Annotated in this window: 17 protein-coding genes and 1 riboswitch; of the genes, 2 read left to right on the top strand and 15 right to left on the bottom strand. The window is 51.9% G+C overall.

What is annotated here, in order from left to right; translation table 11 throughout:
- Positions 1–114 precede the first annotated feature (114 nt).
- The 6 genes from HCN83_RS12490 to HCN83_RS12515 all read right to left on the bottom strand — a co-directional run bounded on the left by HCN83_RS12490 (position 115) and on the right by HCN83_RS12515 (position 9,337).
- A complete protein-coding gene (locus HCN83_RS12490; RefSeq protein ID WP_168007813.1) occupies positions 115–1,395 on the bottom strand; it encodes a CamS family sex pheromone protein in 1,281 nt (426 codons plus the stop codon).
- A 140-nt stretch (positions 1,396–1,535) separates the two neighbouring features.
- Complete coding sequence (gene ligA, locus HCN83_RS12495) at positions 1,536–3,533, bottom strand: NAD-dependent DNA ligase LigA (RefSeq protein ID WP_168007815.1); 1,998 nt, start codon at positions 3,531–3,533, stop codon at positions 1,536–1,538.
- Between the two features lie 84 nt (positions 3,534–3,617).
- On the bottom strand, positions 3,618–5,846 hold the full coding sequence (gene pcrA, locus HCN83_RS12500; protein ID WP_168007817.1) for a DNA helicase PcrA: 2,229 nt from the start codon (positions 5,844–5,846) through the stop codon (positions 3,618–3,620).
- Between the two features lie 41 nt (positions 5,847–5,887).
- Entirely contained in the window at positions 5,888–6,592 is a 705-nt protein-coding gene (locus HCN83_RS12505; RefSeq protein WP_168007819.1) for a heptaprenylglyceryl phosphate synthase, read from the bottom strand.
- 543 nt (positions 6,593–7,135) lie between these two features.
- Positions 7,136–7,450 carry a YerC/YecD family TrpR-related protein gene (locus tag HCN83_RS12510; protein WP_168007821.1) on the bottom strand — a complete coding sequence of 105 codons (315 nt, stop codon included), beginning with the start codon at positions 7,448–7,450 and terminating at the stop codon, positions 7,136–7,138.
- 135 nt (positions 7,451–7,585) lie between these two features.
- A complete protein-coding gene (locus HCN83_RS12515; RefSeq protein ID WP_168007823.1) occupies positions 7,586–9,337 on the bottom strand; it encodes an adenine deaminase C-terminal domain-containing protein in 1,752 nt (583 codons plus the stop codon).
- A 321-nt stretch (positions 9,338–9,658) separates the two neighbouring features.
- On the opposite strand from HCN83_RS12515, the gene HCN83_RS12520 reads away from it, so the two are divergent.
- Positions 9,659–10,231, top strand: a complete 573-nt coding sequence (locus tag HCN83_RS12520) for a TIGR00730 family Rossman fold protein (RefSeq protein ID WP_168007825.1) — start codon at positions 9,659–9,661, stop codon at positions 10,229–10,231.
- A gap of 79 nt (positions 10,232–10,310) precedes the next feature.
- Here HCN83_RS12520 and HCN83_RS12525 read toward each other — a convergent pair whose 3' ends face one another.
- The 8 genes from HCN83_RS12525 to HCN83_RS12560 all read right to left on the bottom strand — a co-directional run bounded on the left by HCN83_RS12525 (position 10,311) and on the right by HCN83_RS12560 (position 20,660).
- Positions 10,311–11,096 carry an energy-coupling factor transporter transmembrane component T family protein gene (locus HCN83_RS12525; protein WP_168007827.1) on the bottom strand — a complete coding sequence of 262 codons (786 nt, stop codon included), beginning with the start codon at positions 11,094–11,096 and terminating at the stop codon, positions 10,311–10,313.
- Entirely contained in the window at positions 11,093–12,637 is a 1,545-nt protein-coding gene (locus tag HCN83_RS12530) for an ABC transporter ATP-binding protein (RefSeq protein WP_168007829.1), read from the bottom strand. The genes HCN83_RS12525 and HCN83_RS12530 overlap by 4 nt, the downstream gene beginning before the upstream one ends.
- Positions 12,612–13,217, bottom strand: a complete 606-nt coding sequence (locus tag HCN83_RS12535) for an ECF transporter S component (protein ID WP_168007867.1) — start codon at positions 13,215–13,217, stop codon at positions 12,612–12,614. Before HCN83_RS12535 ends, HCN83_RS12530 begins: the two co-directional genes overlap by 26 nt.
- A gap of 2 nt (positions 13,218–13,219) precedes the next feature.
- A complete protein-coding gene (locus HCN83_RS12540; protein ID WP_168007831.1) occupies positions 13,220–13,834 on the bottom strand; it encodes a YkoF family thiamine/hydroxymethylpyrimidine-binding protein in 615 nt (204 codons plus the stop codon).
- A 171-nt stretch (positions 13,835–14,005) separates the two neighbouring features.
- A riboswitch (TPP riboswitch) is annotated at positions 14,006–14,108 on the bottom strand.
- 56 nt (positions 14,109–14,164) lie between these two features.
- A complete protein-coding gene (locus tag HCN83_RS12545) occupies positions 14,165–15,001 on the bottom strand; it encodes an N-formylglutamate amidohydrolase (protein WP_168007833.1) in 837 nt (278 codons plus the stop codon).
- Positions 14,998–17,148, bottom strand: coding sequence for a M20/M25/M40 family metallo-hydrolase (locus HCN83_RS12550; RefSeq protein ID WP_168007835.1), 2,151 nt, complete (start codon positions 17,146–17,148; stop codon positions 14,998–15,000). The genes HCN83_RS12545 and HCN83_RS12550 overlap by 4 nt, the downstream gene beginning before the upstream one ends.
- A 30-nt stretch (positions 17,149–17,178) precedes the next feature.
- Positions 17,179–18,792, bottom strand: a complete 1,614-nt coding sequence (locus HCN83_RS12555; RefSeq protein ID WP_168007837.1) for a gamma-glutamyltransferase family protein — start codon at positions 18,790–18,792, stop codon at positions 17,179–17,181.
- A gap of 164 nt (positions 18,793–18,956) precedes the next feature.
- The gene (locus HCN83_RS12560) at positions 18,957–20,660 is read right to left on the bottom strand and encodes a sigma-54-dependent Fis family transcriptional regulator (protein WP_168007839.1); all 1,704 of its coding nucleotides are present in this window, start codon (positions 20,658–20,660) and stop codon (positions 18,957–18,959) included.
- Between the two features lie 211 nt (positions 20,661–20,871).
- Between HCN83_RS12560 and fdhA the strand changes: the two genes are divergently transcribed.
- Entirely contained in the window at positions 20,872–22,086 is a 1,215-nt protein-coding gene (fdhA, locus tag HCN83_RS12565) for a formaldehyde dehydrogenase, glutathione-independent (protein WP_168007841.1), read from the top strand.
- Between the two features lie 608 nt (positions 22,087–22,694).
- On the opposite strand, the gene purD is transcribed toward fdhA, so the two are convergent.
- Positions 22,695–23,987, bottom strand: coding sequence for a phosphoribosylamine--glycine ligase (gene purD / locus HCN83_RS12570; protein ID WP_168007843.1), 1,293 nt, complete (start codon positions 23,985–23,987; stop codon positions 22,695–22,697).
- Positions 23,988–23,991: the final 4 nt, after the last annotated feature.

The following is a 23,991-nucleotide window of genomic DNA, read 5'->3' on the forward strand; positions in this document are numbered from 1 at the left end:
GGTCGCCGCTGCCGGAAAACTCGCACTTTTTCACTGCAGGATACCCACATTTACTAAATGGGCTTCAAAAAGAGCACCAGGGATCCCCTGGTGCTTTTTGTCGTGCTATACGGATCAGCGGTACACGTGCATGAACGGGTCTTCGTCCGGATACTGGATGACAACGGCTTCTCTGCCTTCGACTGAATCGATATAAATATATACCGGTGCCTGCATTTGAAACGCTTGTCCGACACGGCTGCTGATGAACTGCGTCAGTGCGATAATCTCGGCTTTTCCGTGGGACTGAAGGTTAATCTCTATTTTAAATTCATCAAGAGACTGATCTTTATACCGGCCCTTTCCTACGATACCGAGCGGCATATCGAAAAAGTCTTCCAGATCGTCACGGAAAGATAAAAAGTTCTCGGACAGCTGCGGCTGCTGTTCGCGCGCTTCGCTCGACGGGAAGACCAGATTCGTCTCACTGATTGCCTCCCAGCCCCCGATCTCTGTTTCTCCTTCACCCACAGAAGCCATCTGCCGGAATTCACCAGGTACAATAGAGCCTCGCGGTTCTTCTCGGAAAACAGCGAATGTTACAGGCACATCTGCAAGCTCTTCCTGGTTGCGGAGCCGCGTGAGAATTTCCTGAGCCTGCTCTTCGGCATACTCCAGTGCAAATTCTTCATCCACCGGTTCTTCGTGGTTAAATATACCGCCTTCGTCGTTTTCCGTACGGAAGTAATACACGGAGCGGATGGAAATACCAATGACCATTCCACCGAGCCGGACTCCTTCATCCTCACTGCCAACGTAGTAGTTTTGCTCTTTAATGTTGGACAAAACGAGCGGGTTGCTCCGCATGCGTTCTTCCATCACTTCCCAGTCTTCCAGATCTTCGGCGTTGTCCACATCGCCCTCATCTGCCAGCGGCGGGTTCAGGCCTGCCATTTTGTCGATCTCCACAGCTTCTTCCGCTGCTTCTTCGTCTTCAACATCTCCATCTTCGTCGGCCTCTTCATCTGACTGCTCCGGCTCGAACCGGCGGAGCCAGCTGTTAATCAGATCGCTGGAAAGGTGGGTACCTTCCTGAAAATAGTAGTTTTCCTGATCGTATATTCCGCTCGCTATTTCCATAAGTCCAAGCTCAAAGTGCTCAATATCGACACGGTTGTTCATCGCATCTGCTACGCTGCCGCGAGCTTCGCTGCGCTGATATGTACCGTCTTCAAGGACGTTCCGGTAATAGCTGTCCGGTGAGTCAATCGTAGGGGTGATCACATATTCCTGTTCTTCTTCCTCTTCTGTCTCCTCTACGACAATGACCTCCTCTTCCGTCTGGTTAAGGGAAGGCATACATCCGGCGAGCAGGAAAAGAGAGGCCGTACCGGTTAAAAGCAGCTTTTTTTTCATGTTTACTGTTCCACTCCTTGAAGCACAAAGTTTCCTCTAAGCATTTTCTCACAAAGAAGCGCTCTTAGCCAGCCTGCATCCGCTTCCTTGCTGAAAAGAGGGCTTCCGGCTCATACGGGCTGCAGTCTGATACGATTCGGTCAGCTTTGATCCAGGACCTGTATAAACGCTTCTTCGTCCAGCACTTCGATTCCAAGTTCTTCTGCCTTCGTCAGTTTGGAACCGGCTTTCTCACCGGCGACAAGCATATCGGTCTTCTTCGTGACACTCGACGTCACTTTGCCGCCCAGCTTTTCAATTTCCGCTTTTGCTTCAGACCTCGTCATCTTCTCCATCGACCCCGTAAGCACTACCGTCTTGCCTGCAAACGGTGAATCGATGTCGGACGTTTCCTGCAGCTTAGGCCCTTTATATGTCATGTTGATGCCAAGCGATGCAAGCTCCCGGATCAGCTCCTGCACTTCCTCGTGCTCGAAGTAGGTTACAATGGCATCGGCCATTTTACTGCCGATCTCGTCAACAGCGGTCAGTTCTTCCACATCTGCCTGCTGCAGACGCTCCATCGTTTCAAAATGCATGGCGAGCGTGGCCGCTGCTTTTGAACCGACAAACCGGATGCCGAGCCCGAACAACAGCTTCTCAAGCGAATTGTCCTTTGATGCTTCGATGGCGCTCAGCAGATTATCCGCTGATTTTTCCCCCATTCGCTCCAGTTCGAGAAGCTGCTCCCGCTTTAAACGGTAGATATCAGCTACATCGGAAACGAGCTCGTGGCGGAACAGCTGGGCAATCACTTTTTCTCCAAGGCCGTCAATATTCATCGCATTACGGGAAACAAAGTGAATCAATCCTTCCCGGATCTGTGCGGGGCATTTCGGATTCACGCAGCGAAGGGCTACTTCTCCTTCAAGACGAACGAGTTCACTTTCACACTCAGGACAGTGTGTCGGCATATGAAACTCCTCTTCATCTCCGTTTCGTTCGTCTGTCAGGACGCGGACTACCTTCGGAATGATGTCTCCGGCTTTTTTAATGACAACCTTATCCCCGATTTTGACGTCCTGCTCTCGAATCAGGTCTTCATTATGAAGGGAAGCTCGCTGAACGGTCGTGCCCGCAACGGAAACAGGATCGAGGATAGCCGTCGGCGTCACAACGCCTGTACGTCCGACGCTCAGCTCAATCGTTCTCAGCGTCGTGACGACTTCTTCAGCTGGAAATTTGTACGCCGTTGCCCAGCGAGGGCTTTTAGCGGTAAATCCAAGCTGCTGCTGATCCTCTATCGCGTCGACTTTTACAACGATGCCGTCAATTTCATAAGGGAGATCGGCCCGCTTGTCGACCCATTTTTCACAGTAGTCGATTACCTCGTCGATCGACTCCAGCCTCGCCGCTTCCCGGTTCGTTTTAAAGCCGAGATTCCTGACATAGTTGAGTGCTTCGTGATGGGAGTCGAAATCTTTATCCGGCGAACTTCCGATGCCGTAGATGAAAATATCTAAGTGGCGGTCCGCTGCGATTTTTGGATCCAGCTGACGCAGAGAGCCGGCAGCTGCGTTTCGCGGATTGGCAAACAGCGCTTCCTCTCGTTCGGCTTTTGCTTTATTCAGCCGCTCAAACGATTTTTTCGGCATGAACGCTTCTCCGCGTACTTCGAGCGTCACCGGCTCCTTCAGCTTCAGGGGAATCGAGCCAATTGTACGGAGATTATGGGTAATATCTTCTCCCGTCTGACCGTCTCCTCTGGTTGCTCCGAGAACGAAAGATCCTTTCTCGTACTTAAGCGTCACGGCCAGACCATCGATTTTCAGCTCGCAGCTGTAAACCGGTGTGCCGCTGATCCCATCGCGCACCCGTCTGTCAAAATCACGGAGCTCGTCTGCATTAAACGCATTGGACAGGGACATCATCGGAACATCATGCCGGACTTTTCTAAACTGATCGAGCGGCTCCCCGCCAATCCGTCCGGTTGGTGAATCTTCATGCCGGTGCTCCGGGAAACGTGCTTCCAGCTCCTCCAGCTCTCTCAGCAGCCGGTCGTATTCTTCATCCGGCACTTTGGGCTGATCGAGAACGTAATAATGGTACGCATAGTCTTTCAGGATGTGCGTACGTTCATCGATTTCTTTTTTGGACATGCTCTGCCACCTCCGCGAAAAATCCTCTATGTTTCAGAAGAGGGCGGCATGAACGGAACTATCCGCCTTACCGCCTCCTGAAGCTTATTCCTTTGTAATTGGTGCAAATTTAGCAAACAGACGCTTTACACCGACCTGCGGGAACGCGATGTCGAGCTCAACGTCCTCTCCGCTTCCTTTCAAGCTGACGACGGTGCCTGTGCCCCACTTTTTATGGGAAGCTTTGTCACCGACGTTCCAGCTGAAGGAAGACCCTCCGGTAGCTGCAGGCTGAGGCCGTGCAGGCTTTCTCGGATTCGCTGCCGGCCGGCGGCTCATACCCGAAGCCGGTCTCGCAGACGATCCACTTCCGCTCCATGGCACTTCCGGAGCCGCTCCTTCCCGGCGCAAGAGCTCCTGAGGCAGTTCCTGCAGGAAGCGGGACGGCGGGTTCATATTGGTTCGTCCGTACAGCTTCCGCATTTTTGCCCGGCTGATATAAAGGCGCTCTTCCGCACGCGTGATGCCGACGTAAGCAAGACGGCGTTCTTCCTCCATCTCCACTTCTTCCATCAGAGACCGGCTGTGCGGGAATACTCCTTCCTCAAGACCGATGAGAAAGACGACCGGAAATTCAAGGCCTTTCGCTGAGTGCAGCGTCATCAGCAGCGATTTGTCCTCCGCCTTCTCCTCTTCGTTATCAACTTGATCAATGTCAGCAATCAGCGCAAGATCGGTTAAAAAGGCTGTCAACGTTTTATCATCGCTCGCCTCTTCAAATTCCTTGGCAACGGTTAAAAATTCATCAATGTTTTCCAGCCGCGCTTCCGATTCCAGGCTCTTATCCTGCTTCAGCATATCGCGGTAGCCTGTTTTCTCAAGCATTTCTTCGACAAGCTCCATCACTGGCAGATATTCCTGCATTTCCACCCAGCCGCGCAGCTGTGCGGCAAATTCCCGGAGAGTTTTTACCGCGCGGGCACTGAGACCTGCCTGATCTACTTCCTGTACGGCCTGGTACAGCGACAGGTCATGGTAAGCGGCATAACCGGCAAGCTTATCGACCGACGCCGCACCTACTCCCCGCTTCGGCACGTTTACAATTCGGCGGAAGCTGATGTCATCATCCGGATTGGAAATCAGACGCAGGTAGGCAAGCAGATCTTTAATTTCCTTTCTGTCGTAGAACTTCGTGCCTCCTACAATCGTATAGGACATGCTTGATTTCACAAGCAGTTCCTCCATCACCCGGGACTGAGCGTTTGTGCGGTAAAGCACGGCAATCTCAGACGGCTTGTATTTGCCGGAATCAATATAGTCCTTCATCAGACCGACAACGTAGCGCGCCTCTGCATGCTCATTATCGGCTTCATAAAGCGTGATTTTTTCTCCGTCGACGTTTTCAGTCCACAAATTTTTCTTTTTTCTGTTTGGGTTCCGTTCGATCACGGCATTAGCGGCATTGAGAATCCGCTTCGTCGAGCGGTAATTCTGCTCCAGCATCACAACTTTGGCGTCGTCATAATCTTTTTCAAAGGAAAGAATGTTTTGGATATCCGCACCTCTCCAGCGGTAGATGGACTGGTCGGAATCTCCCACGACACAAAGGTTTTTATGGCGGTCTGCGATCAGCTGCACAAGCTTATACTGGGCACGGTTCGTATCCTGATACTCATCGACCATCACATAACGAAAGCGGCGCTGATAGTATTCCAGCACCTCCGGCACCTGCTCGAACAAGCGGATCGTCACCATAATCAAGTCGTCAAAATCAAGCGACTGATTTTTTTTCAATTCCTTCTCATACCGCTTGTATACTTCATAAACGGTTTCTTCATAAAAACCATTTGCCTGCTTTCCGAACTGCTCAGCTGTCTTCAACTCGTTCTTGGCACTGCTGATCGAGCCGAGCATTGCGCGATGATCGAACTTTTTCGGATCCAGATTTAATTCCTTGATGATCCGCTTCAGCACCGTCTGCTGATCCCCGGAATCGAGAATCGTAAAGTTGCGGTTATAGCCGATGCGGTCGATATCTCTGCGTAAAATTCGGACACACATCGAGTGGAAGGTGGAAATCCACATTTCCTCTGCACCGCCGCCAATAATCGATGCGACCCGGTCCTTCATTTCCCTCGCTGCTTTGTTCGTGAAAGTAATCGCCAGAATCGACCAGTTCGGTACGCATTTCTCGCTGATCAAATAAGCGATGCGGTGCGTCAGCACCCTCGTTTTTCCACTTCCCGCTCCTGCCATAATCAGCAGCGGTCCTTCGTGATGCCGGACAGCCTCCTGCTGTTCCGGGTTTAATCCTGTCAGTAATGCGTGTTCCATGCTGCCACCACCCAAACGTTTGTTCTAGTTTGTATCATACGCTATGTGTTCCGTTTTGTATATGCTTTGACTGCGGCGACGGTTTTCAGCGCTGCTTTGAAATCGTCGTAGATGACGTTGCCGACGATCACAACGTCGGCTAAAGCAGCCATTTCAGAGGCCTGCTCCGGAGAAGCAATGCCTCCCCCATAGAACAGCCTGGCGTTTTCCAGCACGTTTGCAGCCCGGCGGACGAGTTCGGGATCGCCGTACGCACCGCTGTATTCCATGTAAAAAACCGGCATCCGGAAAAGCTGATCCGTTAAGCGAGCATATGCCACTACGTCATCAGCGTCCAGCATCGTATCGGCATCGGTACGGTACGCCACTTTGGCTTCAGGATTCAACACACAGTAGCCTTCTGCGATCAGCTCCTCCTCCCCGATCAAATGCCCAAATTCTTTCAGGGCACGGTGATGCAATCCGGTCACCCACGTCACAGAGCGGGCATTCAGGACAGACGGGACGAGATAATAATCAAATCCCGGCACGAGGCTTTCCACGCCGCTCACCTCCAGCACACATGAGACGCTGAAGCGCCGGATCCGCATCAGCAAATCCAGGGTATTGTCCTCTGTCACCGAATCGGTTCCGCCTACGATTACGGCGTCCGTCCCTGATTCACAAAGCTGTTCCAGCTGTTCATCGCTGATTTCCTTCGCCGGATCCAGCTTAAAGACGTGCTCCCATTCTTCTAATTGTTTCATAATAATCGATGCTCCTACGTATAAATTGATCTGCTACTCAGACCGTCTGTTATGTAGTATATCAAAAATATGCGCGAGCCTCGATTAATAATCCGCAGGCTGCTTGTTACGCTCCTGGCGAATACTGCGAAGCATCGGCATCACCGTTCCTGTAAGAGAAATCGCACAGGGAAGGTACAATCAATTTGAACAAGCATTTGTCAATAATAATGGAGCGATCTACCTCTTCTGCCAGCTGCCGAAATTGGAGAGCCTCGACTCCGGGAAAATCAGAACGAGGCGAAAATCCGGTTGCCAGCAGGAGGAAGCACCTAGCAATGCCCGTTCCCTCCGGAAAGCGAGTGCCCGAAGCTACGGGCAGATGCAAAACGATTCACCTGAACCGACTGTTTGACACTCCTGGAGGCTTTCGAGGAGAACATCGAAAGCCTCCTCGTTTTATGTTGTCAAAACACTTTTTCCGCTTCAGAATAGTGCCACTCCATTGCAAAGCCGCCCCGGACATCTGCCCGGGGCGGCTCTTTTTTATATAGTTGTCAGACGTTATCCGCGTTCGTGCTGTCCTTCAGGAGCGTGCACCCGGTCCAGTGTGAACTTATAGCCGTCATTTCCATAATTGATGCATCGCTTCACTCTGGAGATTGTTGCTGTGCTGGCACCTGTCTGATGCTCGATCCGCTGATACGTATCTCCGTCCATAAGCATTCGGGCTACTTCCAGACGCTGAGCGAGGGACTGAATTTCGTTCATGGTGCATAAATCATCAAAAAACTGATAGCACTCTTCCCGGTCTTTCAAGCTTAAAATAGCGTCAAACAGCTGATCCAGCTCTTTTCCGCGCAGTTTATCGATCTGCATAGTGACCGCTCACCTCTTTCTCGTAATTCCAGGCAGCCAGGGAAAATCTTTCCTTTATAAGCAAAAGAGCTCCTTCGTCTATAGCTCCCGGTTCCTGATTGAGAAGGGAATGACGTACCCTTGTACTTTACTAGTTTACCGCATAAGAGCGGGAAAGAGTACCCTTTTCTTCTTTACATCCACAATTCCCTTTTGGGTGATGCGTACAAACGGCAAATGTGTAGCAGAAAAAAATAACAGACTGTAGACAGGGTCGCCGAATCGATAACCGTGTTCTGCCAGTTTCTCGCGCAAATTCTGCTCCTGAGCAAGCAGCCCATCTTCCATTCTCAGGCCCGAGAACATGCCCCCGATCGGCAGGTCAACCGCGGCGCTTACCGAGCCGTCCCGTTCCAGCAGTACAATGCCGCCTTTTCGCCGCTTCAATTCCGCAAAAGCTGCGCGCATGCCCTGCTTGCTCCGCCCAATCAGCATAATATCACCCGTGGTGGAAAAGCTGCTCGCAAAGCCGTAAATACTGTCAGCAAACCCTTTGATGACGGTGCATACATTCCATTTCCCATGGCGATCCAGCATCACCATAAACAATTCGTCGCTGTCGTCAGGAAGCTCTTCTTCTGTGAGATCATGCGCGATTTGATAAGGCTTCATGATTACTTCATTTTCCATTTTCATCCCGAGCGGCATAGAAAAGTGAAAGTCAACCTCCTTCAGCTCCCAGTTCAGTTCCAGCGGTTTGAACCCGAAAGACTCCCAGTCCACTTTTGTTTCAGGAAAACAAGCTTTGCCGTGACGACGGACCCATTTTCCTTTTGCGAGTACATCTTCCGGAAACGGCTCCTCAGTAGAAGGAAGCAGATTGATGTTCGCTAACCGTCCGGGAGCGAGAACGCCGGTCACGTCATCCATGTAAAAGTGACGCGCTACGTTCCAGGACGCCATGTGAACAGCGTCGATAAATGGAACTCCTCCCTCCACCGCAAGTGAAATCAGGTGCTCCATCACACCATGCTGCATGAAGTGCGGAGGCGATCCGTCGGTTGTCATCATCAGCGAATCATAGCAGCTCAGTTCCTGCTCATGCAGTTCCCGGAGCAGATTCGGCAGGTCCGGTCTAATGGATGAATACCGAAGTGACGCATTCAATCCGGCATTCAATCGTTTAAATACGTCTTCTGCCGTCATCGATTCATGATCGCCGTCTACGCCGAGAAGCGCCATCTGCGTCAGCGTCTTTTCTCCAGCTCCAGGCAGATGACCTTCAATCGGCTTTCGCATATCTTTTGTCTCCAGCATGCTGTGCAGCAGCTGTGCATCGCCTTGAAGCACTTTCGGCCAGTCGGTCAGTTCGCCTCCCTGTACGACGTACGGATGATCGAGCCAGCGGCGTATATTAGCATAGGAGAACGTGTCGTCACCGTTTGCAAGCTCCGTCTGTGCATCATAGCGTGCGCTCCAGAGCAGGCAGGCGGGGCTTTTCTGAAGCTCATCGAGAAGCTCCAGTCCCTTCTCCGGCGGAAGGTGCATGAAAAAGGGCAGGTTATCCCCGATCATTGTTGTGGTGCCCCGAACCGCCGCAAATTCTGCCAGCGTCAGCGGATTATACAGCTGAAACGGATGCGAATGATGCTCGATATAGCCCGGCACTGCCGCCTTTCCTTCTGCTTCAATCACTTCTGTCTCGTCAGACGGGTCCGGCATATCGTCACCGATGTAAACAATTCTGTCGTGCATGATCCATATATTGGCCTTCAGCCAGACACGCCTGAAACTGTTTAAATAGGTCACATCTTTTAAGACCATCGTAGGCGCCAGTTCCCCGCGCACGACCTTCAGCTGTTTTTTTATTTGTTTTTTCGTCCAGTAGTGGGAAAATCCTTTTGACATCGAAATCACCTGCACATTCGGATGATTGTTTTCTTTTTCACAAGCACGCAGAAAAAAGAAAAACGGCCTGATAAGCCGCTCTTTCTTCCCTGCAAAACCCTTGTCAGAAAAGAAAAGAAAACGTTTTCATAATTGTAACACAGGCACGCGGTAAAGCGCACGTGACAATTTTATGACGTTACTGCATCAACCGGATTAAAAAGCTGCGTTTTTTCCATTTTTCTGTCGGGTTCCTTTCAGAAAATTCGTGTTTTTTGTGCTGAAAGTGGTATGATAAAGGGTATAAGATATATCAGTCTGAATAAAGGGGGAGTCAGCATTATGAGGCGTATTGCCGTATACTGCGGTTCGAGTACTGGACGTTCTGACATCTACGAACAGGAATCGACGAAGCTTGGAAAAGCGCTAGCCGAGCGGGGAATCGAGCTGATTTACGGCGGCGGTGCTGTCGGCATGATGGGCGTCACAGCCAACGCTTCACTTTCAGCAGGCGGAAAAGTAACCGGCATTATGCCCCGCATGCTGCAGGAGCGCGAAATTGCCCATCCGATGCTGACAGATCTTATCGTCGTTGATTCCATGCATGAGCGAAAATCGCGCATGGCGGACATGGCCGATGGCTTTCTAATCCTTCCCGGCGGTGCCGGTACGATGGAAGAGTTTTTTGAAGTGTTTACATGGGCCCAGCTCGGGATTCATAAAAAACCGATCGGTATTTTGAACGCCGATAATTATTATGAGCCGCTGCTGACGATGTTTGATCATATGATCCGGGAAGGGTTTCTTCATGAGAGCTATCTATCCATGCTAACGATCGGCCGGGATTCCGGAAGGTTAATTGATATGATGGAGCAGTATGATCCCCCAACGATGCAGCGTTATGTGAATGACTAGACGATAAGCCTTAAAGCCGGACCGGGCAGCTGCCTGATCCGGCTTTTGTATATGCCCTTCATCAGACTTGTTATCCGTGTTATGAACCGGCCTGATAGCCGAAGATGGATAAATAGCCTAAATAATATGAAACAGCGAAGGTAATGAGCAGGGCACCGTTCACCATCCCAAAAAACGACCAGTCTTTTGCTGTAATCTGCATATGATGATAATGGGTGCGCTCATAGGAGCCGGTAAAGCCCTTTGATTCCATTGCATTCGCCGTTCTCTCAGCACGGCGGATCGCATTGGCCATCAGCGGCACCGCATAGCGCCGGAACTGCAGAATCTTTGCTTTTATCCCCTTTGCCCGACCGGCACCGCGAACTCGCTGTGCCTGGCGCAGCAGCTGAAATTCATGGCGGAACAGCGGCAGAAACCGGTAGCCGGCCAGCACTCCGTACGTAATCGAAGGAGGAAGCTTAAACTGCTGCATCAGACTCAGCATAAACTTGGTCGAGTCGGTTGTTAAAATGAAAAGCAGCGACAGGGCGCCAAAGCAGAGGGAGCGAAGCGCAAGGCTGATCCCGACTGCTACCGATCCGGTCGTTACGTCAAAGCGCCAGACCGTGAACAGCGTTCGCCCTTCCGCAAATGATCCTGATGCATACAGCATGCTCATCCAGGCAAAACCGGCAGCTAAAATCATAAACGGCAGGAAAAACATGAGCCACTTTTTCAACGGTACCCCGCTGAAAAAAATCGTATAGCCGATAATGAACAAGAGGAACACGAGCGGTGTGAAGATATCAAAACTAAAGCTGAGAAGGATACCGGGAATCAGAACGGTTACTGCTTTCAGCGCCGGGTTCAGGGAAGCTGTCATCCTGTCACCGCCTCCTCTTCCGGCTGCATCAGACTGCAGGAATGAAGCAGGTCCCGCTGCTTCCACAACTCTCCCGGTTCTCCGTCGAATGCCGCCTCTCCGTCTTTCATCACGAGCACCCGGTGGCAGTAGCGGTCGACGAGCATCATATCATGGGTGATCATGACGATGGCCGTTCCTTCTTTACGAAGTTCATCAATCATGTTCATTAAGTCATCCGATGATGCTGCATCCTGGCCAAACGTCGGTTCATCCAGAAAAAGCACGTCAGACACCTCCCCTAACATGACAGCTGCACTGAGGCGCCGCTTCTGTCCTCCGGATAGCATAAAGGGGTTATGATGGCGGTGATTATTGAGCCGGAAACGCTCCAGCAGCTTCTCCATCCACTGCCCTGCATCTTTCCGCCCTGCAAGCTCCGGTCCGAATAACAGCTCCTCCTCGACTGTATCGGTAATAAACTGGTGCTCCGGATTTTGAAACACAAAGCCGGTACGCTGGCGGAACTCCTGTTCTCCCATTTGCTCAAGCGTTTTGTCCTTTAGCATAATTTGACCTGTCTTGAGCGGAACTAACCCTGCTGCTGCCTGGAGCAGTGTCGTTTTTCCGGAGCCGTTCTCCCCTGCGATCGCCAGCATTTCCCCGCGATGCAGCGAAAAGGACAGATGCTGGATGATTGTTTTTGTTCGTTTGGAAACTGTCAGCTCCCGAACGTCAAAGATGACTTCTTCACCGTGAGGATCCGGCTTTCTCGGCGGGACTGGGTCGTACCTGAAAGGAAGATGGATGCCTTCCTGCTTCAGCAGAGCTCGTTTCGTCTGGTACAGCGTATCCGGACAGCCGTCGAGCATGACTTTACCAGCTGCAAGAAACACCGCACGGTCCAGCAGAGGAAGCCACCTGTCTGCCTGGTGTTCAATAATCAGTACCGTGCAGCCGCGGGTGCGCCGGATGCGGCCTATCAGCTGCACCAGCTCCTGACCGGAAGCCGGATCCAGATTCGCTGCCGGCTCGTCCACGATCAGCACTTCCGGATCAAGCAAAAGCACCGAAGCGAGCGCAATTTTCTGCTTCTGTCCGCCGGAAAGCTCATGAATCGCCCGGTGGCGAAAATCCGACATGCCTGTCTCCTGGAGGACGCCTGCTATCTTATTATCCATTTCTTCACGGGGAACCGCTATATTTTCAAGCACGAATGCAAGCTCGTCCTCTACTTTGATCATGCAAAACTGACTCTCCGGATCCTGAAACAGGACGCCAATATGCTGCGCTGCTTCTCCTTTATCGTAGCTCGACAAGGGGCGTCCGTGCAGCCGGACTTCCCCCTTCATCGTGCCCTCGACTGCTTCCGGATACAGGCCGTTCATGATCAGGGCAAGTGTGCTTTTACCGCTTCCGCTCGCCCCTCCAATCAGACAGCATTCACCGGCGTCAAACCGGAGGCTGATATCGTGAAGCAGCGGTGCTTCTTCTTCATAGGAAAAACTGACGTGCTTCAGCTCAATGACAGGCGGTTTATGATGCTTTGCGGATACGTCCATTCTGTTTCACCTTCCCTAGTGCGTAACCTCGGAGCACCCCCGTTTTAGCCAGCTGATCGCTGATCCACTTGCCTAGGACACCGGCAAGGAGCGCTCCACTTGCCAGTCTGACAAGCAGTGTGGCAATGATCAGTCCGGCCGGCAGTGCCGCAAGCCCGGATTGGAACCATCCCCAAGCGTAGCTGAACAGCGCGGCGGACATGCCTGCTGCTACCAGCACCCAGAGAGAATAGTTTTTCCACTTCGTCGCTGCAAATGCGGCTTCGGCACCAAGCCCCTGAATCGCCGCAGAAATAATCAATTGCGGTCCGGCCGGGCTGCCGACAAGCACTTGTACCGTACCTGCTATCAGCTCGGACCAGAAGGCCGCTCCTTTTTTACGAATAATATAGGCAGCTACGATGGAGACGATAAACCAGATGCCGAAGATCAGCTCATAGCCAAAAGGAGCAAGCCCGAATGGCATCAGTGCGTTTCGCAGCCCCTGCCCGAAGAAGTAGAAGCCTAAATAAATAAAGGCAAATACAACCCCGAGAATGGACATCAGGACAATTTCTTTCAGCTTCCATTCTCTTAGCAGCATCAGTCGTTCCTCTTATTATCTTTCTGCGACGGACTGTTCGCAGAAACGGTCGCTGTCATCGTGACGTGCCCATGCGAGCTCGACTGCGCAGTATCGACGAAAATCTCCTCGAGCGTACCGAATACATCGTTCGCCGAGCCGTCCAGTCTGGAGGCGTAGTGGACCCCCTTCGTGAACGTACTGTGCTCTTTCGCTGTTTCCACCTGATCGGCAATCACCTGCATATAGTCCGGGTTGTTCATCGGATAGAGCGCAAAATGAGTGGACGCTTCCACCTCGGTCTGGGAAGAGGCTTCTTTATTAAGCCGAACCCCGTCTTCTGACATATACGTGTCTCCTTCACTGTCGCCAGGGCATCCGATCGAAAACGTTCCGTTAAAGACCGTGTGCGTTCCGTTTTTAGCAGCCTGAACAAACACAGCTTCTGCTACGTCAAAGACGTGTTCGCTGCGTCCGCGGACACACGTTGTAATATCATCTGTCTGCATCCATACCTTCGACGTATCCACCTGCTTCAACGCCGATTTGATGATGTCCGCAAATTGATCTGACATTGGATATACTGCAAAGCGGACTCCAACGATTCTGCTCGTTCCACAACTTACCTGATTCATTGATACATTCCTCCAGCCGGCGTATGACGCCAGATTTTTTACGATTCGACCGAAAAAAAGGCAGTCCCCCTGCGGGACTGCCTTGCATGCTGAAAATTCATCTGTTCTGACAGGCGGCGCCGAAAAAAAGAGCATCTTCATGATTAATCTCAGAAGATGCAGGTAACCGGCAAAAAGCCGCCTGCACTTCCCCACGCTGGTATTATCCAGTTCGGGTTCAAAGGGTTAACGGGAAGACCCGTCTCTCAGCATTGGTGCACCCCCAGTGCGTTCCGTATCGAATTGTATGTCTATTGTACCTTTACGAACGGGGTTCTGTAAAGTCCCCCATCAGGACGCTGGTTCTTCCCCTACTTCAGGCTGTACAGGTGCAGCTGTGCGCTCCATGACGCGCAGCAGTTTGTCGCGGAGCTCGCCCAGTCTTTTCCGGTCAGCTGCGGACGGAAGTGCACCAGGCTCCCCGGGCAGGTACAATCGTCTGTTCAGCTCGAGCTGCACCCACGGTATTTCTGTACGCGGACCGTGCAGCTGCGTAATATAGCCGCCTTTAAACGGGGCATTTACCATAACAAGCGGAACTCCTTCGACAGCTTCATCCGCAAATTCCTGTTCCAGCTCCTGCTTCAGAAGCTGCATAAATTCCGGAGGTGCCGTGATCGTTTCTGATTCTTTCCCTCCACCTGCACTGCCGCGGTTGCTGATGCAGATTAACGGCCGCTGCTCCCAGGCTGTACCGCTCTTCGACGGACCGATATCAAGCATCGTATGGCAGTCAAGCGCAAAGTGCAGCCCCTCTTCACCGGAAGCGTGCATCAGCTGCTGATGATACGGAGCGTGAATCGATTCGATCAGCTCGTTTGTCTCCTCGTCGCTTAATTCACGGCTCCACACCTGCTCTCCAGCCACGGTAAGCGTTTTGACGATGCCGTCCGGGTTTGCGGGAGGGCGGTCCGTCGGATCCCGATTCAAATCGATTACCACTCTCGCTGTATCGGCCGTAATAAACGTCTGAACCCGACCGCGAAAATCGAACAGATCTTTAGTCCACGTATCGCCGTCCAGTGCCACTTCCACATCTGTCAACAGCAGTCTTTCGGCTAAATGTTCCGGAATGACTGAGCCCCCGTGCGGGACGGAGATCAGCACCGGGAGAAGCGGGTTGTTCATGTGGGTTCCTCCTGCAAGTATAACGCTAATAACACAGCTCGCTGAACAAGTTCACTTCGATGCATCGCCTCGTCCGGCGTATAGAGTCTTCTGCTTGCCGGCGCAAATCCGCAAATACACGGCGTCCCGTCCGGAACAGCTCCCGATGCCGTCGCCAGCAGGCTCGACTCTGTTCCGAATGGCAGCTGATAGGCTTTTGCCCAATGCTCGAGCCGTTCCAGGATAGGATGACTTTTCTTCTGCCTGAGCGGCGGTCTCGCCGTAATCTGTTCAATATACGTTTTCATGCCGGTACGGCCGGGCCTGAATAATTTTTTCATCTGCTCCTCTGCCTGTTCGGCTAGCTTATCGTCCAGGTACGTGACGGCGATCGTAGCCGTTACGCGGTGCGGCATCAGGACGCTGTATCGTTCTGACTGAATATCCTGAACCGAGACGGCGATCTTCTTTCTACGGCTGCTAAGCTCCCGCAGACTCGCTGTCTGATCAAGAAACCAGGTCAGCACGTCGAGCGGCTCGCTCTTTCTTCCGACCCGCTCCGGATCGCCTTCTGCAATAATATGATATTCGCGCGACCCGCGGCGCTGATCCACCACTTTTCCTTCTACGAATCCAGGCTGCATCACGATGACATCTGCCGCCTCTGATGCGGCCTTTTCCAGCATGGCAGACGAATACCTCATGCCGCGGCCTTCATCCGCATAAAAGAAGACGCCTGTTTTCGTACCGGCAAGCTTCTTGTCGTCCTTCAGTGCTTTTAATGCTGCGAGCGCCGTCGTGATGCCGGCTCTGCTCGAGGCGACCCCTTCCCCGTAAATCCACTCCTGCTCCTTTCGGAAAGAGAGCGGATAGCCGGTTCGTTTCCCCGGCACATCAATCGGAACGACGAGAAGCGTGCCGCCTTTAAGGCCTGCCTTCGTTTCCCAAGTCCAGGCAGATCTGCCGTTCGTCAGCTTCGGTACTTCCTTCAGCGAGAGCTTTGCCAGTCTTTCCTCCAGCCGTTTCCGCACACTGCTTAGTCCTACAGCGTCTTCCGTTCTTGAAGAAAGGTTGGTCCAGCTTTTCAGCTCGTCCTCCAGTCTGCCGCGCGTCGTCGTTAAGCGCTTAAACAGCTTATCTGCTGTCGTATTCATCTCGTGCGATTCCTGATCAAAGAAATCCTTTCCGAAATAGCGTTCACACGTGACGTCGATAAGCCGGTTGACGAGAGCTGCGTAATCCATGCCGAGCTTATCCGCTGCAAACACGAGTGATCCATCCGCTCCGAGGCTTGCCATCGAGTTCACTTCCAGAATATACGGATTCCCGTCCCGGTCAATGCGGAAATCGACTCTGGCACTGTCATGACAGTGAAGGGCGTTGAACGTTTGAACGGCAAGCTCCTTCACACGTTCTGTTTCTTCATCTGAAAGAGGTGCGGGACACACTTTTTCAACGGTGCGCCCGCTCTGGTTTTTCTTATCTTCAAACGTGTAAATTTGAGGCCCTTCTCCAAACACGAGTTCAACCGGCGGGAGCGCCTCCACAGGGTTATTTCCGATCAAGGCTACGTTCACTTCGCGGCCTTCAATATACTCTTCCACAAGCGTCGGCTCATTGTACGTTTCATAAATGACCTTCACACCTTCGCGAAGCTCGTCTTCGTTGTGTACGATTTTCAAACCGAATGAAACGGCTTCATCTTTCGGTTTCACAATCAGAGGATACGTCAGGTTTTCCCGAAGCGGACTGTCCGGCTTATCGAGAACGGCAAATTTAGGTGTAGGCAGTCCCTGCTGCATGAGCAGTATTTTCGTGACAACTTTATCAAGCGCCAGTGCATGGGTTTCCGGACCGGAACCTACGTACGGAATACCGAGCATTTCCAGCATACCGGGAACGTGCATATACCTGCCGCGTCCTTGAATACCGTAGCTTAAGTTGAAGACGAGTCCGGGACGCTCCCCTGAAATAACAGAGGGCATAAAGTCCTCCAGGTTCTGGATCAGGTTTTTGTCTCCCTCAAACGTTTTTACTTCGTGCCCGCCCTTTTTCAACCCTTCCCGGATAAGGCGGATCGTCTCAAGTCCGTACTTTTCCCGGTTCTGTGTTCCAAACAAGTTAATGACCGCCTGACTTTCCCTGTTATACACAACTGCAATTTTCACGCGAACACACCTTTCTTTGTTTAATGGTCATCAATGCGCCTGTTCCGGTCCTGCTGCAGTTCCGTCGCGGCGCGGATCCGCCACTCCCTGATACTTTTCCCAGAAACGGACCGGCAGCTGCACGCCCTGTACGCACCCGGTATAAAAGCTGTAGGCATCTTTTCGCTGCAGTTTGAAGCTAGCAAGCTGCAATGCTTCATACACCTGCTTTGGAAAGCGGTCTTTCTCAATCATCAGCTCTCCCTGGTCGGAAGCATGAAAGCGCGGCGCTGCAATCGCCTCTTCCAGCGATTCACCTTGATCAACGAGCCGGACAATCACCTGGGCAAGCGTCGTGGAAATGCGCGCACTCCCGGGGCTGCCGAGAAGATACTGAATTTTGCCCCGTTTTTTTAATAAGACAGGTGCAACGCTGCTCCACGGCACGCCGCCTGGGAGCAGAAAATAAGGATGCGTCTTGTCTTTATATTCAAATGCACTCATATAATTGTTATAAAAAAAGCCGAGTCCTTTAGCCATTCGTTTACTGCCGAAAACAAGCTCCACCGACTGCGTAATCCCGACGGTATTGCCGTCTTTGTCTGTTACAGACAGGTGCGTCGTTTCGCCTGAAACCGGCGGAGCTGCAAAGGTGTCCTGCAGAGCGAGCTTGTGGATATCGCGTATCCGCTTCGTAATTTCAGAGGCATATCCTTTATCCACCATCATCTGAGAGACGGACTGCAGATAATGATCCGGTGATACCGGCATCCGCTGCCGGTAGTTTAACGCGAACCGGAAAGCAAGAGCGAGAATGACGGCACCTGCCGGGGTGTCCGGATCAAGCTCCTCTGGCTCGAAGCCTTCCAGTGTATTTAAAATCTGCACCAGCACTCTGCCGGCGCCCGGCGGTGGATACGTCATGATGTCCATCCCGCGGTAGCTGCTCTCAAGCACTTCTCGTTCCACCGGCATCGGAATCTGCTGCAAATCCACTTCCGTGATTAAGCCGCCTCTCTCCTGCATATCCTGTAAAATCTTATCTCCTATACTGCCGGTGTAAAAATCGCGCCAGCCTTCTGCCGCCATCGTTCGAAACGTCGCCGCCAGCTCCGGCTGCTTTAAAAGACTTCCAGCCTGAAGAGGTTTTCCTTTAGTAAAATATCGCTTAAGCACAAGCGGATCCTTTCGCAGCTGCTCTGCTTCCTTCACAATTTTACTGTGAATTAGCGGGGTCACTTCCACCCCTTCTTCGGCTGCACGAATAGATGGCTCAAGCACTTCGGCAAGCGAGAGGCTGCCGTAGTTTTCGTGTAAGTAACCTAAAGCGGCCGGCGTAGAAGGTACTGTGCTTGATTTCAATCCAAGCTTAATCGCCTTCGACGGGTTTTTATGCGGGGACAACACGTAAGGAGCGCGCGAGGAACCATCCAGCGCGAATGTTTTTTCTTCATCTTCCAAGTGAACAAGCGCCATGGACTGGCCCCCGATCCCGGAAGCCTGCGGCTCTGACACACCAATACAGAATGCTGCAGCTACTGCTGCATCCACCGCGTTGCCACCTTTACGAAGCATCTCAACGCTCGCCTCCGTCGCCGCGGGGGAAGCAGTTGAAACCATCCCCTCGCCGGATACTGCATGCGATACGGCTCTTGATTCCTTCATGACCATCCCTGCCTCTCCACAACATACATAATATTCCAGTCAAACGTAAAAAAAGAGGGTCTGCCTTCCATTGTGCAGACGTCTATCTCTTATTATAGAAGGAAAAACTCTCCTATACAAACTTCAGAGAGTTTCTCCGTCTGTTAAGTCGTTCTTTCTGTCGATTACGTCTCATTTATCGAAATATCGTACTTCTTTATTTTGGCATACATCGTGTTTCGCGCCAATCCAAGTGATTCTGCTGCTTTTGACACGTTGCCATCTGAATCTTTAAGCGCCCTGGCTACCGCCTCTGTTTCTATATCTTCCAGCGTCCCGCTCAATTGACCATCGCTTCGTTCATATTCATCTTCAAACTGAATATGTTTCTCTTCAATGCTGTTCTGGCCTGCCAAAAAGACGCCCTGCATTAACACACTCTGCAGTTCACGGATATTGCCGGGCCAAGCGTACCTTTCCAGCTTTCTCCGGGCTCCGTCGCTCAAAGTGCTTCCTGCAGCAAGCTGTTCCAGCAGCACCTCTGCTACTTCCAGCACGTCTTGGCGCTCTCGAAGCGGCGGCATCGTCAAGTGAATCCCTTTCAGGCGATAGTACAAGTCTTCGCGAAAGCGGCCTTCCCTGACTTCCTGCTTCAAGTTTTTATTCGTAGCAGACAGGACACGGACGTCAATTGGTACCTGCGTGACGCTCCCTATTCTGGTGACAGCTCTTTCCTGGAGAACGCGCAGAAGCGACCCCTGCGCCTTCAGCGATAAATCGCCTACTTCATCCAGAAAGATCGTGCCTTTATCAGCTGATTCAAACTTACCCGCCTGTCCACGGTGACTCGCTCCGGTAAAGGCCCCTTTTTCATAGCCGAATAACTCACTCTCAATTAACGTTTCCGGGATGGCGCTGCAGTTCAGGGCGACGAATGGCCCGGTGCTTCTGCAGCCTTCGGTGTGCATCGATTGAGCCATCAGCTCTTTACCTGTTCCGCTCTCTCCATATATAATCACCGGATAATCGGAGTCCGCTGCTTTTTTACCGAGCTCTTTCAGCTGCACGATGCTCGGGCACGAACCGGCAATATCATCAAATTGATGAAGGGGGTGAGCGGCAGCTTCACGCAAAGCCACTACTGTCGTATCATTGCCGACCGGGGTGCTTCTGCCGGTTGGCGTGCGGGTAATTTCCTGACCGACGATTTGCGACCCCAGCTTTGATCTCGCCAGTCCGTTGGCTCGCACAACCTTTCCTTTTTTGACGGTGATCATCGGAATTCCTGCGAGCCGTGACGTAACCGCCAGTTCTTCTTCGAGCATCAGCTCTTCTTCCCTGGAGCGGTCCAGCTTCATCGCCGCTGCCGCTGCTTCTGCAATCGTTTCAGTAAGACTTAACAACATCGGATGATAGTTTTCTTTTGCCGTACTGATGTTCACAGCTCCCCTGAAGCGTTGATCTGCATCGTAGAGGGGACTTGCAGCACACGTGAGGGAATGGTGCTCTTTATAATAGTGGTGCTCGCCGTGGATGACCGCTGGACGCCTGTCGAAAAGCACAATTCCCATCGCGTTGGTTCCCATGGCGCTCTCTGACCAGTTCGTCCCGACCTCCATAAACCGGTCTTTTTCTGCTGCTCCGAGACTGCCACAGCGAGTCAGTACGTACCCCTCTCTGTTTACAAAAACAGCTGTGTAGGCTTTCGATTCAAACGCATGTTCAAGCTGACGGAACAGCTGCTTCATATGATTCAACAACACTTCATCCTGCTTCAGCATCATACGGAGCTTTCCGGCGTTCACCCGTTTTGGCTCAACAGGGCTGTCTGGCAGAATCCCGTAGCCTTCACAACGTTTCCGTGATGCTCCAATCAGTGACAGCTCCATTAATGGCCCTCCTCTCAAATTGGTTCTACCTGAATCATACTAAATATTCAGAAATTTTGTGCTAATATGAGACATCTTTGTTCATTTTTTGCACATTTTACCGAATTAACGGAAATGAAAGCGCTTTTATTAAGCATTTTACATGCTGGCATCCTTTTTGCATAATAAATATACTGCAAGTCATTTTCATCAAAAAAAGGAGGAACTCTTTATGGGTGGAAACAGAGCTGTTGCTTATATGGGGGCAGGCAAAGTTGAAGTGCAGGACATTGATTATCCGGAGCTCATTTTACGGGATGGACCGGGCGTAAATCCGCTTAACGTCGGACGGAAATGTGAGCACGGGGTCATTCTTAAGGTTGTCACGACGAATATTTGCGGAAGTGACCAGCATATGGTTCGCGGACGGACGACCGCTCCTGAAGGATTGATTCTTGGGCACGAAATCACTGGAGAAGTAATCGAGTGCGGACGTGATGTTGAATTTATGAAGGTCGGTGATCTTGTATCCGTTCCATTTAACATTGCATGCGGCCGCTGTCGTGCATGTAAAGAACGGGATACACATATCTGCCTGAACGTAAATCCGGATCGTCCAGGCTCTGCCTACGGGTACGTCGATATGGGCGGATGGGTCGGCGGCCAGTCCGAATACGTCATGGTTCCGTATGCTGATTTCCAGCTGCTTCGCTTTCCGGATAAAGATAAAGCAATGGAAAAAATACGCGATTTAACCATGCTCTCCGATATTTTCCCGACCGGCTTCCATGGCGCATACAGTGCCGGTGTTTCACCAGGAAAAACCGTTTATGTAGCCGGAGCAGGCCCTGTCGGACTAGCTGCTGCTCATTCTGCCCAGCTTCTTGGAGCTTCTGTCGTCATCGTAGGCGATATGATCCAGGAGCGGCTTGATCAGGCGAAGAGCTTTGGCTGTGAAACGATCAACCTCCGCGACCATGATGATATTGGCGAACAGATCGAACAAATTCTCGGCACGAGTGAAGTAGACTGCGCGGTTGACGCTGTCGGCTTCGAAGCTTCTGCCCACGGGGCAAACGCCACAGAAGCACCGGCGACTGTACTGAACTCGATCATGCAGCTGACCCGCGCCGGCGGGAAACTCGGAATACCTGGTCTTTATGTAACAGGTGATCCGGGCGGTGTTGATGAAGATGCAAAAGAAGGAACGCTGAAGATTCGCTTAGGACTCGGCTGGGCAAAAGCGCATACGTTCGTAACCGGTCAGACACCAGTGATGCGCTACCACCGGGAGCTGATGAATTCGATCTTAAGCGGCAAAGCCCAGATTGCCAAAGCCGTAAACGCAACCGTGATCTCGCTGGATCAGGCACCGGACGGCTACAAAGAATTTGACGGCGGCGCTTCCAAGAAATTTGTCATCGATCCGCACAGCATGCTGAAATAACAATATAGAAAAGCAGGAAACCGCCCGGAAGAATCCGGGCGGTTTTCAGAGTGTTGGTAAAGTAATTTCAGGTGAATAACCTTGCATCTGCCTGCATCTGCGGACACTCGCTTTCCGGAGGGAACGGCCTCAGCTAACCGCTTCTTCCTTTCGTCAGAAGCGCTGGATCTTCGCCTCGTTCTGATTCCCCGGAGTCGAGTTCCTCCGATTTGGCAGCTGGCAGTCCGGTTGAAACGCCTGGTGAGGCTTCACACGAGCTTGTTCTATAAGGATGGAACCTTTCGTTAGGCAACGCTTCGATGTCGAATAGGGATTACCTGTGCTTCAACGTATATACCATAAAATAGTCGTATCTACCGATCGGAATGTTTTTCTCCAACAAACAAATCCATTTTCCCGTCGTGTCCGGCGTGCCCGTGGAAGCCGCGCCATCCTACGTGCCTTTCTTCCCTTCATACAGGGGTCCCCCTGAGAAATAGCCGAAGGCAAGCCCACAGCAGGCTCGGTAAACAGAGGGGAAATACAATCAACCGAATAATCATGTAAGCTGATTGACTTTGTCAACGGCCTGGAAACCGTCCGGAAGAATCCGGGCGGTTTCCATTCGTTCATTGAGATTTGTTTTCTGAGCGGTTGATGACGCGGTGGCCGATATCGCGGCGATAAAACAGCCCCGGCCATTCTTTTTGTCCGAGCACGTCATACGTCAGGCTGAACGCTTCTTCCAGAGTGGGCGCCTGAGTGGAAAGTAGGAAAACGCGTCCTCCTGCCGTTTTCCAGCCTACCTGCTCGCTGTTCACTACTGAGCCAGCATGAAAAAACTGCTGTGTTTCGTTGGATCGGGTCATCGGCATCGTAAAAGGCTGGCCCTTTTCGTAACTGCCGGGGTACCCCTCTGAAGCAACGACAACCGCCGCGCATGCACAATCGCTCCACTCCGGAGTTGTCTCACGCTCATCAAGGACATCAAGCAGAAGCTGCACGAGATCGCTTTTCAAGCGCGGCAGCACGACCTGCGCTTCCGGATCCCCGAAACGAGCGTTGAACTCGATCACTTTTGGTCCATTTTCTGTAATCATCAGGCCGGCATAAAGAACACCTGTAAATGGCACGCCTTCCTGCATCATTGCTTCCGCTGCGGGACGGAGAATGCTTTCTTCTGCCTCCTGCAGCCATTTGCCGTCCAGATGCGGAACCGGAGAATAGGCACCCATACCGCCTGTGTTTGGACCGATGTCTCCTTCATAAGCCCGCTTATGATCCTGCGCTGTTACCATCGGAATCACTGTACTTCCGTGAACAAACGCCATGAATGAAAGCTCTTCTCCGCTTAAGTATTCCTCAATTACCACGGATGACCCTGCATCGCCAAAAGCGTTGTCATCAAGGATATCGTGTACAGCGCGGATAGCTTCATCTACCGTTTCAGCGACAATAACGCCTTTTCCTGCTGCAAGTCCGTCTGCCTTTACAACAATCGGGGCTCCGTGAGAACGGATATAGCTGATCGCCGGTTCCGCTTCTGTGAACTGCTTGAAGTCAGCTGTCGGAATGCCGTATTTTTTCATGAGCTCTTTAGCAAAGGTTTTGCTGCTCTCCAGCTGGGCAGCTGCCTTCGTCGGGCCGAAGACGCGAACTCCTTCTGCCTGCAGGACGTCGGTCAGTCCTGCTGCAAGCGGCGCTTCCGGTCCGATTACAGCAAGCTCAATGTCGTACTGTTCAACTAGACGCTTCATGCCTGCATGGTCGTCTTCTTTCACGTCCTCAATCGTACACTCCAGAATCTGCCCTATAGCATCGCTTCCTGGTGCTACTACAATCTCATCTGCCAGATCTGAATCCGCGAGCTTCCAAGCGAGGGCATGCTCACGTCCTCCGCTGCCAACGAGTAATATATTCATAGCT

It is taken from the genome of Alkalicoccus luteus, from assembly GCF_012034335.1.
GTDB lineage: Bacteria > Bacillota > Bacilli > Bacillales > Salisediminibacteriaceae > Alkalicoccus > Alkalicoccus luteus_A.